11 protein-coding genes and 1 pseudogene are annotated in these 12,246 nt (G+C 63.6%); 2 read left to right on the top strand and 10 right to left on the bottom strand.

Annotated elements, in window-relative coordinates; genetic code table 11:
* The first annotated feature begins 129 nt into the window (after nt 1-129).
* Nucleotides 130-416: pseudogene (locus LB523_RS26170) on the top strand (GIY-YIG nuclease family protein).
* Between the two features lie 168 nt (nt 417-584).
* On the opposite strand, the gene LB523_RS26175 reads toward LB523_RS26170, so the two are convergent.
* The 5 genes from LB523_RS26175 to LB523_RS26195 all read right to left on the bottom strand — a co-directional run bounded on the left by LB523_RS26175 (nt 585) and on the right by LB523_RS26195 (nt 6,973).
* Nucleotides 585-2,618, bottom strand: coding sequence for an aldo/keto reductase (locus LB523_RS26175; RefSeq protein WP_224608452.1), 2,034 nt, complete (start codon nt 2,616-2,618; stop codon nt 585-587).
* A 59-nt stretch (nt 2,619-2,677) separates the two neighbouring features.
* Entirely contained in the window at nt 2,678-3,763 is a 1,086-nt protein-coding gene (locus LB523_RS26180; protein WP_224608455.1) for an ABC transporter ATP-binding protein, read from the bottom strand.
* Nucleotides 3,764-3,828: 65 nt separating this feature from the next.
* Nucleotides 3,829-4,665: a carbohydrate ABC transporter permease gene (locus LB523_RS26185; RefSeq protein ID WP_140845927.1), complete on the bottom strand. Its 837-nt coding sequence runs from the start codon at nt 4,663-4,665 to the stop codon at nt 3,829-3,831.
* On the bottom strand, nt 4,662-5,522 hold the full coding sequence (locus tag LB523_RS26190) for a carbohydrate ABC transporter permease (RefSeq protein WP_224608459.1): 861 nt from the start codon (nt 5,520-5,522) through the stop codon (nt 4,662-4,664). The genes LB523_RS26185 and LB523_RS26190 overlap by 4 nt, the downstream gene beginning before the upstream one ends.
* Nucleotides 5,523-5,704: 182 nt before the next feature.
* Nucleotides 5,705-6,973 carry an ABC transporter substrate-binding protein gene (locus LB523_RS26195; protein ID WP_224532413.1) on the bottom strand — a complete coding sequence of 423 codons (1,269 nt, stop codon included), beginning with the start codon at nt 6,971-6,973 and terminating at the stop codon, nt 5,705-5,707.
* Nucleotides 6,974-7,079: 106 nt separating this feature from the next.
* On the opposite strand from LB523_RS26195, the gene LB523_RS26200 reads away from it, so the two are divergent.
* The gene (locus LB523_RS26200) at nt 7,080-7,949 is read left to right on the top strand and encodes a helix-turn-helix domain-containing protein (RefSeq protein WP_224608462.1); all 870 of its coding nucleotides are present in this window, start codon (nt 7,080-7,082) and stop codon (nt 7,947-7,949) included.
* 214 nt (nt 7,950-8,163) lie between these two features.
* Here LB523_RS26200 and LB523_RS26205 read toward each other — a convergent pair whose 3' ends face one another.
* The 5 genes from LB523_RS26205 to LB523_RS26225 form a co-directional block, all read right to left on the bottom strand.
* A complete protein-coding gene (locus LB523_RS26205) occupies nt 8,164-9,552 on the bottom strand; it encodes a sensor histidine kinase (RefSeq protein ID WP_224608464.1) in 1,389 nt (462 codons plus the stop codon).
* A 45-nt stretch (nt 9,553-9,597) separates the two neighbouring features.
* Nucleotides 9,598-10,275, bottom strand: a complete 678-nt coding sequence (locus LB523_RS26210; protein WP_224515359.1) for a winged helix-turn-helix domain-containing protein — start codon at nt 10,273-10,275, stop codon at nt 9,598-9,600.
* A 151-nt stretch (nt 10,276-10,426) separates the two neighbouring features.
* Entirely contained in the window at nt 10,427-10,927 is a 501-nt protein-coding gene (locus LB523_RS26215) for an SRPBCC domain-containing protein (RefSeq protein WP_224608467.1), read from the bottom strand.
* Nucleotides 10,914-11,270, bottom strand: coding sequence for an ArsR/SmtB family transcription factor (locus LB523_RS26220; protein ID WP_140845933.1), 357 nt, complete (start codon nt 11,268-11,270; stop codon nt 10,914-10,916). The genes LB523_RS26215 and LB523_RS26220 overlap by 14 nt, the downstream gene beginning before the upstream one ends.
* 122 nt (nt 11,271-11,392) lie before the next feature.
* Entirely contained in the window at nt 11,393-12,172 is a 780-nt protein-coding gene (locus tag LB523_RS26225; protein ID WP_224608470.1) for a hypothetical protein, read from the bottom strand.
* Nucleotides 12,173-12,246 lie beyond the last annotated feature (74 nt).

Genomic DNA, 12,246 nt, shown 5'->3' on the forward strand with positions numbered 1-12,246 from the left:
TTCGTCATTCTAGGGCGGAGCAAGGAGCGAAGCGACGCGCGCAGACCCTAGAATCCATGCCGTGACATTGGCCATAGAATGCAACAGTCCAGAATAGCGGCTGGCAATAGCGCCAGATAAGATCGCGACATGACGGGCTACGTCTACATGACCGCAAGCCAGAAAGGCGGCACGATCTATATCGGTGTCACCAACGACCTGGCGCGTCGGATGTCGGAGCACAAGACTGGCCAAGGCTCCAGCTTCACCAGCCGCTATGGTGTGCAGCGTCTGGTCTGGTACGAGGAGTACTTCGATATCGCCGACGCCATTCAGCGTGAGACGTCATTGAAGCGCTGGCCACGGCAATGGAAGATTGAACTGATCGAGAAGAGCAGCCCGGAATGGTCGAGCTCTTTCGCGGAATTGGCTGGTGAATGTCCTGAACCGTGGCGGCTCTCTACCGTCACGGCATGGATTCTAGGGTCTGCGCGCGTCGCTTCGCTCCTTGCTCCGCCCTAGAATGACGAAGAACAGGTTAGCGGGACAGGCCCTTCTGCCGTCTCGGCATCCCTCACAAAGCCGCAAGGCGGAAGGTTAGGCCCCTAAGCCCTGCGTCTCTCCGGCCCCTCATCCAGCCACGCCAGATCTTCCGGCGTCAGCTTGATATCCAGCGCCCTAAGACTGTCCTCCAGCTCGTCCAGTGTGCGCGGGCCGATCAGCGGCACCGAGGGGAAGGGCTGCGCCAGGACATAGGCGAGCGCGACATGGATCGGGCTCTTGCCGAGTTTGCGCGCCAGTTCGATGGCGCGGTCGCGGCGGCCGAAATTCTTTTCCGAGTACCAGACCCGCACCAGCTCCTCATTGTCGGTGCGGTCGCGGCCGGCGCGGTCGGTGAAGAAGCCGCGGCCCTGGCTCGACCAGGCGAAGTTCGGCATCTGCCTCGCCGTCAGCCAGGCCTTCCAGTCATCCGTGGAAGAGGTGACGCAGCCGGGCCAGATCGGCTCCAGCATCTCCGCCAGCGAGAAATTGTTGGAGAGCGCGCCGGGCTTCTGCTTGCCGTTCTTTTCGGCATAGCGAATAGCTTCGTCCATGCGTTCCATCGTCCAGTTGGAGCCGCCGAACAGGCCGCGGATGCGGCCGGCCTTGGCCTCTGCGTCCATCGCGTCGACGAATTCGCCAACCGGCACGTCCGGATTGTCGCGATGCATGAAATAGATGTCGACATGATCGGTCTGCAGCCGGTCGAGCGACTGCGCCAGCTGCTTCGCAATCACATCGGGATAACAGAGCGGCGAATGCGCGCCCTTGGCGATGATCACCGACTGCTCGCGCACGCCGCGATTCCTGAGCCATTGGCCAAGCAGCGTCTCGGTGTAGCCGGCGCCATAGACATAGCCGGTGTCGAACAGATTGCCGCCGGCCTCGAAATAGGCGTCGAGCAGGATCGAGCCGGAGGAGAAGGTGCGGAAATCCTCGAAGCCGAGCGCCAGAAGCGACACTGCGCGCGGCAGGCCGGGGATGGCGCGCTTGCCGATGGCCTTGCCATCGGTCCGCAGCGGCCGGCCGGAGAGGGTGTTGACGCGCTTAGCCGGCTTTTCGATGTCATATTCCAGCCCGACCGCATGGCGCCATTTGTCGAGGACGCGCAGCGTGCCGAGGCTGTCGTTCCAGCCCATGCCCGGCCAGGCGAACTCCTGCCGTCCGGCAAGGATCGCCTCGCCGGCGGCATCGACCTCGAAGGAATAGAGGTGGCGGGTCTCGCCGAGGCTGATCACCTCGCGAGCCGCCCCGGACCGGATCACCTCGATCCGGCCCGGTCCGACGTCGCGGTTGCCACCGGCGAACCAGAAATCGGGCACCTCGATCTGACCCTTGGTGCCGAAGATGCGCAGCACATTGTCTTGGTTGAGCGAGATGCTGCAGGAGATCTCGGCGACGATGCCACCCGGGAAGTGCAGCAGCGCCGAGCCCCACTCATCGACGCCCGATTGGCCGAGATGGGCGGCGCCGACAACCTTGTCCGGCTCGAGGAAAGGCTGCCCGGCGGCGGCGCCCGCGATCAGCCGCGCCATCGACACCGGATAGCCGCCAACATCGAGGATGCCGCCGCCGGCCATGTCGTTGGCATAGAGCCGGTGTTCCGGCATGAAGCCCGGCATGGCGAAGCCGAAGCTCGACTTGATCATGCGGATCTCGCCGATGGCGCCCGACTTGATCAGCTCGACCAATTGCAGCGTCTGCGGGTGCAGCCGGTACATGAAGGCCTCGCCGAGAAAGGTGCCGGCCTTGCGCGCCGCATGCATCATGGCGTCGGCCTCGAAGGCGGTCAGCGCCAGCGGCTTCTCGCACAAGACATGCTTGCCGGCCTCGGCGGCCTTGATCGCCCATTCGGCATGGCCCGGATGCGGGATCGAAATATAGACGGCATCGACTTGCTTGTCGGCGAGCAGCGCGTCATAGCCGTCGAGGATGCGCGCGCCCGGAAAGGTCTGGGCCAAGCCCGACTTGGCGGGATTGCGGGCGCCGAGCGCGACCAGCTCGCCGTTGCGCGAGCCCGCCAGGCCGCCGGCAAAGGATTTCGCGATGCTGCCGGGTCCGAGAATGCCCCAGCGGATTTTCCTGGATGAGGGTGTCATGTCGAATTCTCCATGGATCGCCGCCACGCCTGGCGTGCCGGCAAAGAAAATTTTGCGGGTCAGCGGATCCTGGCACCCGCCTTGTCGAAGAGCAGCGCCCGTTCCGCCTTGATCGAGACCGTGAAGTGGTCGCCGCTGGCGCGCTGGCGCGAGGCCTCGCGCTCGACGATCAGCTCCTCTGGTCCGGCATTGGCGTAGACATAGCTCACCGAGCCCAGATGCTCGGCGACGTCGGCCTTGACCGGGATGTCGCAATCGCCCTGGCCGGCCTCGAAGAAATGCTCCGGCCTGACGCCGAGCACGACCTCGGCGCCGATGGCGGGAAAAGCGTCGCGGAGCGGCTTGCGCAATCTGGCGCCGCCGTGATGGACGAGCTCGATGATGGCGGCGCTGTTCGACGTCTCGATAACCTTGGCGCTGAGGAAATTCATCTTCGGCGAGCCGATGAAGCCGGCGACAAAACGGTTGGCCGGGTCGTCATAGAGATCGAGCGGCGCGCCGATCTGCTCGACATTGCCGGCTTTGAGCACAACGATGCGGTCGGCCAGCGTCATCGCCTCGGTCTGGTCGTGCGTCACATAGATCATGGTGACGCCGAGCTCCTTATGCAGGCGCGAGATCTCGACCCGCATCTGCACCCTGAGTTCGGCGTCGAGATTGGACAGCGGCTCGTCGAACAGGAAGACCTGCGGCTCGCGCACGATGGCGCGGCCGATGGCGACACGCTGGCGCTGGCCGCCCGACAATTGCTTCGGCCGCCGCTGCATCAATTCGTCGATGCGCAGGATTTCCGCCGCTCGCTTCACCCGGCGCTCGGTGTCGGCCTTCGGGTTGCCGTTCATCCTCAGCCCGAAGCTGAGGTTCTGCTCCACCGTCATATGCGGGTAGAGCGCGTAGGACTGGAACACCATGGCGATGCCGCGGTCGGCCGGCTCGACATCGTTCATAACCTTGCCGCCGATGGCGATGTCGCCGCCGCTGATGTCCTCCAGCCCGGCGATCATCCTGAGCAGCGTGGACTTGCCGCAGCCGGAGGGGCCGACGAAGACGACGAACTCGCCGTCGGCGATGTCGATGTTGGCGCCGTGGACGACTTCGAAGATGCCGAAGCGTTTGACGACGTTGGTGAGGGTGACGGCCGCCATGTTAGAGCGAGATGTAGTTAGGTTGCATCATTCTGTGTCCCAGTCGGCGAGGCATCTCGCGCTTCCTATTTGACCGCGCCGGCGGCGATGCCGGCGATGAAATGGCGCTGCAACAGCACGAAGACGACGAGCATCGGCACCGTCAGCATGACGGCGCCGGCCATGATGCCGCCCCACGAAACCTTGGTCAGACCGATCAGCGTGCCGAGCGCCACCGGCGCGGTCATCGCGCCCGGCTGGCTGTTGATCAGCAGCGGCCAGAGATAATTGTTCCACGAGGCGAGGAAGAGGATGATCGCAAGCGCCGCCAGCATCGGGCGGGCCAGCGGCAGCGCCACGAACAGGAAGATGCGCCATTCCTTGACGCCTTCGACGCGGGCGGCGTCGAACAATTCGGCCGGCATCATCGAGAAAGCCTGGCGCATGAAGAGCACCCCCAGCGAATTGAACAGGGGCGGCACGATCAGCGCGATCCAGGTGTTGGCCAAAGCGAAGTCGCGCGCCACCATGATGAATTGCGGGATGAGCACCACCGCATAGGGAAGCGTGATGGTGCCGAAGATGATGGCGACGACCGCGCCCTTGCCATGGAATTCGTAGCGCGCCAGCGCCCAGCCGGCCATCGAGGTGAGCAGCACCGAAAGGACCGTGTAGGTCACCGCTACCGAGACCGAGATGCCGATGGCGCCGATGAAGTTGGTGTCGCGCTGCAGGTTGGCGACATTGTCGAGGAAATTGTCATGCGGCAGGAGCTCGATGCCGGGGCTGAAGATGCCGTTATCGGGCATGGTGGAGAACACCACCATCATCCACAGCGGAAACAGCCAGACCAGCGCCAGCGGCGTCAGGAAAAGATGCAGCGCAATGACGCGGCCGAGCCGTCTTTGCGAGCGCGAGGTCATTTCGGCTCCCTCATCAGCCAGAGCTGCACCAGGGTGATGGCGATGGCGAGCCCGGCCATGGTATAGGCAACGGCCGAGGCGTAGCCGAAATTTAGCGAGCGGAAGCCTTGGCGGTAGAGCAGCAGGCCGAGTGTCTCGGTGCCGCCGCCCGGGCCGCCGCGCTCAGTGATCAGGAACGGCTCGGTGAACAGCTGCATGGTGCCGATAATCGACAGCACGGCGCAAAAGACGATGACCGGCTTCAGTAGCGGCAAGGTGATGTAGAAGAACTGCTTCAGCCTGCTGACGCGGTCGAGCGTCGCCGCCTCGTAGACATCCTCCGGGATCGACTGCAGGCCGGCGAGGATGATGATGGCGTTGTAGCCGGCCCAGCGCCAGGTGACCGCGATCATGATCAGCGCCATGGCCGGCGTGACGTTGGAGAACCAGTCGATCTTTGAGATGCCGACGCTCTCCAGGAGCTTGTTGACGATGCCGAAATCGAGGCTGAACATCAGCCGGAAGACGGCGGAATAGGCGACCTCGCCGACTACAACCGGGGCGAAGAAAGCGAAGCGATAGAGGCCGCGGGCTTTAAGCAGCGGCGAGTTCAGAAGCACCGCCATGACGATCGCCAGCGCAATCATCACCGGCACCTGGATGACCAGGATCAGCAGCGTGTTCTTCAGCGCATTGTAGAAGGCGGGGTCGCCGATCAGGCGGCCCCAGTTGAAGGTCGGCGCGAAGCGCCACGGCACGGTGCGCGTCGCCTGGAAGGAGATGATGAAGGAAGAGATGATCGGCCAAATCCAGAAGATGGCGAAGATCAGAAGGTAAGGCGTGAGGAAGCGGTACGCGGTGGCGTTCTGGGTGCGCATCAGCTTCCTCCTTTCGTCTGTCTTTGCCTTCTCCCCCTGTGGGAGAAGGTGGCCGCGAAGCGGCCGGATGAGGGGTGTTCCAGGGAACGCCAACGTCTCACTCCGCTGGAACACCCCTCATCCGTCTTGGCGCTGCGCGCCAATCCACCTTCTCCCACAAGGGGAGAAGGGGAGGCAGCGCACTATTTAACCGGCAAACCTGTCGCGGCGGCGATCTGCTTGGCGGCGTCGTCGAGCGCGGCCTTGGCATCGGGATAGCCGTTGGCCAGATATTTGGTCTGCACGGCGCGGACAATGATCTCGGCGTCGCTCTGGAACTGCGTGCCGCGGCTCGGCACCACCTTGGGCAGCGTGGCCAGGATGTCCTTCCACACCGCCTGACCGCCCCAATAGGGCTGCGGCTGCGAGACGTAAGGATCGTCGAGCGCCGAGATCAGCGACGGCACCAGGCCGAAATCCTTCAGCATGGTGATCTGGCCGTCATTGGTCTCGAGCGTGTATTTCAGATAGGCGTAAGCCGCCTCCTTGTTCTTGGAGGCCGAGGTGATGGCCAGGGACGAGCCGCCGAGATTGGCGGCGCGCGGGCCGTCGGCGGTCAGGCTCGGCATCAGGTAGACGCCCCACTTGCCGCTCTCCTTCGGCGATTCGGTGCGGATCGTGCCCTCGTACCAGCCGCCATAGACCTGGCTGGCAACGGTGCCGGCGGTGTTGTTGGTGATCTTCGTCGACCAGTCGGCCGACGACACGATGCCGGCGTCCTTCATCTCCTTGACCTTGGTCATGGCGTCGACGCATTTCGGCTCGGCCACGGTGATCGACTGGCCATCCTCGGCGAAATAGGCGCAGCCCTGCTCGTTGGAAATCATGCGGAAGAATTCGGTGTCGCCGTTGAAATCGGCATTGGTCATCGACACGCCCGGATTGGCGTCCTGGATCTTCTTGCCGGCGGCGATGAAATCGTCCCAGGTCTTGATCGAGGCCGGGTCGACGCCTGCCTTCTCGTAGAAGTCGCGGCGGTAGAAGACTGCCACCGGGCCGGAATCCCAGGGCATCGCATAGGCCTTGTCGCCGACTTCGAGCTCGGTGCGCTTGAAGTCGGGGAATTTCTTCTGGTCTTCCGCCGTGTAGCCCAGCGTGTGCAAGTCGACGAAGCAGTCCGGGAACTGGCTCCAGTAATTCTCCGCCTCGCCGTTCTCGATCGAGACGATATCGGGCAGGCCGACGCCGCCGGCGGCGCAGCCGGCGATCGATTTGTCATAGGTGGGCTGGTTGCCGAGATCCTGAACCGTGACCTTGATGTCGGGGTATTTCTTGTTGAAGCCCTCGACCGTCGCCTTCAATGACGAGGCGGCGATGTTCCAGCTCCAGATGGTGATCTCGCCGGACTGCGCCAGCGCCGGGCCGGAGCCCAGGGCAAGCATAAGCGCGGCGCAGGTCAGTGTAGTGCGCATTGAAATCCTCCCATTTCATTTGCTCTCTCACTGTGAGCGTGGCTAGACTATGCGGCGCGGAAGGCTTGTCGCCGTCAGAGGGAATAAGAAGTTGGCGGAAAGTAAGATGCCGGAGCGTCCGTTCTACCAGCCTGGCGCGAGCAGCGTCGAAGGACTGCCGCTCATGCTGCAGATGTTTTACAACCACCCGTTGGTGATGCTGAAACCGCACTGGCACGCCCAGGTGGAGGTGAATTTCATCGTGCAGGGCCGCGTGCATTACCGCATGGCCGAGCATGAGATTCCGCTTTCGGCGGGCGAGATGTGCCTGTTCTGGGGCGGCCTGCCGCACCAGATGGACGATCTTTCCGACGACGCCGTCTATGCCGGCGCGCATCTGCCGCTGGTGCATTTCTTCCGCCTGCATCTGCCGGCCGACATACGCCATCGGCTGATGACCGGCGCGACGCTGGTGACCAATGCAACCGACCAGTCGGACAACGACAGTTTCAAGCGCTGGAACGAATATGCGCGCTCGGGCGATCCGGCCAGGGCCGAGCATGCCGTCAACGAGCTGCTGCTGCGGCTCGAGCGGGTGCGCTTCGAGCCTTACCGGCTGGTGCCGGAAAGGGTGGCTGGGCAAGGCGCCGGCAATGCCTTGGACCAGCAGTCATCGCGCAATGTCGGGCGCATGTGCGATTTCATCGCCGAGAATTTCCTCTACGACATCGACTGCGTGACCATCGCCGCGGCAGCCGACATCCATCCCAAATACGCGATGAGCCTGTTCAAGAAATCGACCGGCATGACGCTCAACGAATATGTCAACCTGCTGCGGTTGAGCTACGCCCAGGCGCTGCTGATGCATGAGGACGCCAATGTGCTGAGGGTCGCCATGGACTCGGGCTTCGGCTCGCTCAGCGCCTTCAACAAATCGTTCCGCAAGCTTGCCGGCATGTCGCCCTCCGATTTCCGCCGGGCGGGCGGGGCGCGGTAAAAATGGCCGACGGTCGCCCACCCGTCGTCGCCCATCGCGATCGTCATTCTAGGGCGGAGCGGGAAGCGAAGCGTACCGCGTAGACCCTAGAATCCATGCCGTGACGTTAAGGCGTTGCGGCGGTTACAGAATCTTCTGCACCGTTGCATTTCCCGGCAGAAGTTATGGCATGGATTCTAGGGTCTGCGCGCGTCGCTCCGCTCCTTGCTCCGCCCTAGAATGACGACGTCACCGGAGTTCCCACAGCCGGAAAGCTGACGGTAACGCCGAGACCCGGATTGCGGTCCTCGAGCGTTATCGCGGCGCCATGCAGGTCGGCCACCGCCTTGACCAAGCTGAGGCCCAGGCCGCTGCCGGGCGTCGTGCGGCTGGCATCGAGCCGATAGAGCCGGCGGAACACTTTTTCGCGCTCCTCGGCGGGAATGCCCGGGCCATTATCGCGGACATGAATGAGGACGTGGTTGCCTGCCCGGGTCACCGAGAGCTCGATCGCGGTGCCCGGCGGGCAATGCCTGAGCGCGTTCTCGACCAGATTGGCCAGCATCTGCATGAGCAGATCGCGGTCGCCGTGAACGTACCATTTTGTATCCGGAACGATCACGGTGGACAGCGACTTGCCGTCGTCCTCGGCGACATCGGCATAGACTTCGCCAATGGTCTCGACGACCGGGCCGACATCGAGATCGACGAAGCGCGCCTTGCGGGCGCCGGCTTCGATCTGGGCGATGCGCAGCAAAGCGTCGAACGTGCTGTTGATCTGCTGGCTCTCGGTGCGGGCGTCGCTCAGCTCGGTCGAGACGTCCTCGCCCGACACCGTCTTGTCGGCGGCGGATTCCAGGATCATCTGCAACCGGTTGAGCGGCGTCTTGAGATCATGGGCGATGTTGGCGCTCACTTCGCGCATGCCGTCGACCAGGGCCGACAGACGATCGAGCGCGGAATTCACCTGGGCCGAGACGGCGTCGATGTCGTCGCCATTGCCGGTCAGCGGAATGCGGGCGTCGAGACGTCCATGCGAGACGTCGACCATGGTGTTGGCGATGCCGTCGAGGCGGCGCTGGACGCGCGAGGCAAGCACGGCGCCGCCGCCGATCGCCAGGACGGTGATGAAGAGCGTGGCCCAGCCGAAGCTCATGAGCACGATCCTTTCCATATCCTCGGTTTCCGAAAGCGAGAAGGCGACCGTCAGCTTGTTACCGCCGACCATGCCCGAATAGGCGCGATATTGGGTATCGGGCGGCACGCCCGGCAAGTCGGCGGCGAACATGGAAAAGCCGTCCGGCGGGCTGGTGGCGGTGAAATCGCCGGCGAGGCGGTTGCCGTCCTTGTCGGTGAGGGAAAAGATTTCGTCCTTGTCCTGGCTGAACTGGGCATGGTCCCTGACGGTCGAGACGAGATCCTCCTCGTCGCCCTCGGCATGGGTCGCGGCGATGAGCGAATAGGTCTCCTTGATCGATTGATCGAGCTGCCTGGCCAGCGAGGCGCTCATCAGCTGATAGACGATCGCGCCCGACAGGATGAAGGCCAGCAGGAACAGGAAGGCGAAGGTCAGCGCCAGCCGGAACGGCGTGCTGCGCAGCAGGCCGGAGCGCGTCCCGTTCATGTGACCGCGAAGCCGGTTGGCGGCCCCGCAATTGCGGATGCGAGATCAGGCCGGAACATGCAGGCTGTAACCGGTGTTGCGCACGGTGTGGATCAGCGGCACGTCGAACGGTCTGTCGACCTTGGCCCTGAGCCGGCTGATATGCGTCTCGACGACGCTGGTCTTGGGATCGAAATGGAAATCCCAGACGCGCTCGAGCAGCATGGTGCGGGTGATGACGCGGCCCTCGCCGCGCATCAGCACTTCGAGCAGGCTGAACTCGCGCGGCTGCAGATCGATCGGCTGGCCTTGCCGGGTCACGCGGCGCTGGATCAGATCCATTTCGAGATCGGCGACGCGTAAGTTGGTCTTCTGTTCCTGCGCCGCCGGCCGGCGGCCGAGCGCATGGATGCGGGCAAGCAGCTCGGAAAAGGCGAAGGGTTTGACCAGATAGTCGTCGCCACCCGCCTCGAGGCCCTCGACACGGTCGTCGACGCCGCCGATCGAAGTCAGGAAAATAGCCGGCGTGCGGATGCCGGCGGCACGCACCGCCTTGATCATCGACAGGCCGTCGAGGCCGGGAACCATGCGGTCGGCGACAATCACGTCATAGGCGTTGCGGGTCGCGGCGAAGAGGCCGTCATGGCCGTCGCGCAGCAAATCGCAGACATGGCCGGCCTCGGTCAGCCCCCTGACGATATAGTCGGCGGTTCTCGGATCGTCTTCAACAAGCAGAAGTCGCATCACCCGGTGCCGTCCCTGTCACCTCAACCATTTGTTTTTACGAGCTTTCAGACCGAGTACTGCTACACATTTTTGCGAGAGGCCGGCCTGATATACGTCGCGAGCCGACGACGGCAGCGGCGAAGAACCAGGCGGCCCGAGAGCGACAATTTCATGGCCGTCCCGTGCTCGCGCCCAGGGTGAGGAGAAGCTCGTCCAGTTGCCCGAAGGTCTCGTCCATCGCATCGGCCGCTCCGGTGCCGGCAGCGTCGAGAGCTTCTTTCGAGGGATAGAGCTCGTGCATGACCAGCAGCGTCTTGCCACCCTTTTCCTCGAAGGTCACCGTGGTGACGGGTCCGCCGTCGCCGCCTTCGTCATTGGTCCAGGTGAGGCGCGAGTACGGCACCACTTCGATATACCGGCCGAAGAACTCGGCGGGGTTCGAGGCGTCATGGCCGAACGCCAAACGGTACCCACCCCCGACGCGAACATCCATCTCGCAGGAACGCAGGATCATGCCCATCGACTTCGGCGCCCACCACCGCTTGAACAGTTCGGGCTTGGTCCACGCCTCGAACACGATGCGTGCGGGGGCGTCGAAGGTTCGCGTAACGACCAGCTCACGGTCGGACCTCCGTTCTACTGTCGTGCGAGCAGGCTCACTCCGTTCCATCGACTTCCTCCTTCCGTTTCAGTTCCTCGACAACCTTGTCCAGCTCTTCGAAGCGTGCGTCCCAAAGCCGGCGGTAGCTCTCGATCCAAGCCGCCTCCTCCTCCAGTCCGCGCAGGCCGAGCGTGCAGGTCCGCACCCGCCCGGCTTTCCGGGTGGTGACGAGCCCCGCCTGTTCCAAGACGCCGATATGCTTCTTCATGCCTGTGAGGGTCATGTGGAATTTCTCGGCAAGGTCCGTGATCGAGGCCTCCGCGCGTCCAAGCTGCTCCAGAACGCCGCGCCGTGTGGCGTCCGAGAGCGCGGCGAACGAGACATCGAGGCGGGCTTTCGGATACTGAACCATTTGGTTCAGTATCTAGCGCATCGTTGAGCGGCGCGCAAGGGGACAGCGGGCGGGCTGCGCTGCCGGCCCTCCCGGACCGAGCCAGTCTCGCTGCTGCAGCTTACGGTCAATCGCGACATCCTCTAGTCGAGGAGCGCCAGCTCGTCTTCGTCGATCAGTTTTCTCAGCGTCATATGGAGAACGATGGCCACGATGCAGCCGAGGAAAATCAGGCTGGTGAAGGTGGCGCCGAAGCCCAGCCCGCCATAGTCGACCGGATGCGAGAGCAGGTCGCCGAAGGAGGCGCCGAACGGCCGGGTCAGGATATAGGCAAGCCAGAAGGCGAGGACGCTGTTCAGGCCGAGGAAGAACCAGGCAAAAGCGATCGCCGCGATCACGCCGCCGAAGATGAGGCCGGTAGCGAGATAGCCGATATCGAAGCGCTCGGCCACCAGATCGCCGGCAGCCGTGCCGAGCGAGAAGGTGAAGAGGATCGCCAGCCAGTAGAAGATCTCGCGCCTGGCGGTGTAGATGGTGTGGATCGAGAGGGTCCTTTCGCTGGCATACCAGACCGCGAAAGTCAGTGCGAGGGCGACCGAGAAGACGATGGTCGTCGTCTCCAGCCGCACGCCGAAATCGTCGATGAGGTTGTCGGCGACCAGGGTGCCGACGACGCTGATCAGCACGACGGCGAGCCAATAGGCCCAAGGTACATAGCGTTTCTGCGCGAATTGCAGGACGAGCGCGACGATGAGGATGCCGCCCATGATCAAGGACGTGACGGTAAGGCCGAGGCCGAGCTTCACGGCGAGGTAGTCGGCCGCCGTCTCGCCCATGGTCACCGCCATGATCTTGACCAGCCAGAAATCGATGGTGACGTCCGGGACGCGGTTGGGGGCGAGGTTGTCGGCTTGAGAGATCATGGCGCGATCCGTTGTTCGTTCGAGCCGCCTCGAATTCCGTATGGCGGCGACGCCTAAATTAGGCGGGCGAATTC

The organism is Mesorhizobium sp. ESP-6-4 (genome assembly GCF_020164735.1).
GTDB lineage: Bacteria > Pseudomonadota > Alphaproteobacteria > Rhizobiales > Rhizobiaceae > Mesorhizobium.

Coding starts and splice junctions, on each gene's coding strand:
- LB523_RS26175 (WP_224608452.1), bottom strand. CDS start 2,618: ATGACACCCTCATCCAGGAAAATCCGCTGGGGCATTCTCGGACCCGGC.
- LB523_RS26205 (WP_224608464.1), bottom strand. CDS start 9,552: ATGAACGGGACGCGCTCCGGCCTGCTGCGCAGCACGCCGTTCCGGCTG.
- LB523_RS26190 (WP_224608459.1), bottom strand. CDS start 5,522: ATGCGCACCCAGAACGCCACCGCGTACCGCTTCCTCACGCCTTACCTT.
- LB523_RS26210 (WP_224515359.1), bottom strand. CDS start 10,275: ATGCGACTTCTGCTTGTTGAAGACGATCCGAGAACCGCCGACTATATC.
- LB523_RS26220 (WP_140845933.1), bottom strand. CDS start 11,270: ATGGTTCAGTATCCGAAAGCCCGCCTCGATGTCTCGTTCGCCGCGCTC.
- LB523_RS26215 (WP_224608467.1), bottom strand. CDS start 10,927: ATGGAACGGAGTGAGCCTGCTCGCACGACAGTAGAACGGAGGTCCGAC.
- LB523_RS26200 (WP_224608462.1), top strand. CDS start 7,080: ATGCCGGAGCGTCCGTTCTACCAGCCTGGCGCGAGCAGCGTCGAAGGA.
- LB523_RS26180 (WP_224608455.1), bottom strand. CDS start 3,763: ATGGCGGCCGTCACCCTCACCAACGTCGTCAAACGCTTCGGCATCTTC.
- LB523_RS26195 (WP_224532413.1), bottom strand. CDS start 6,973: ATGCGCACTACACTGACCTGCGCCGCGCTTATGCTTGCCCTGGGCTCC.
- LB523_RS26185 (WP_140845927.1), bottom strand. CDS start 4,665: ATGACCTCGCGCTCGCAAAGACGGCTCGGCCGCGTCATTGCGCTGCAT.
- LB523_RS26225 (WP_224608470.1), bottom strand. CDS start 12,172: ATGATCTCTCAAGCCGACAACCTCGCCCCCAACCGCGTCCCGGACGTC.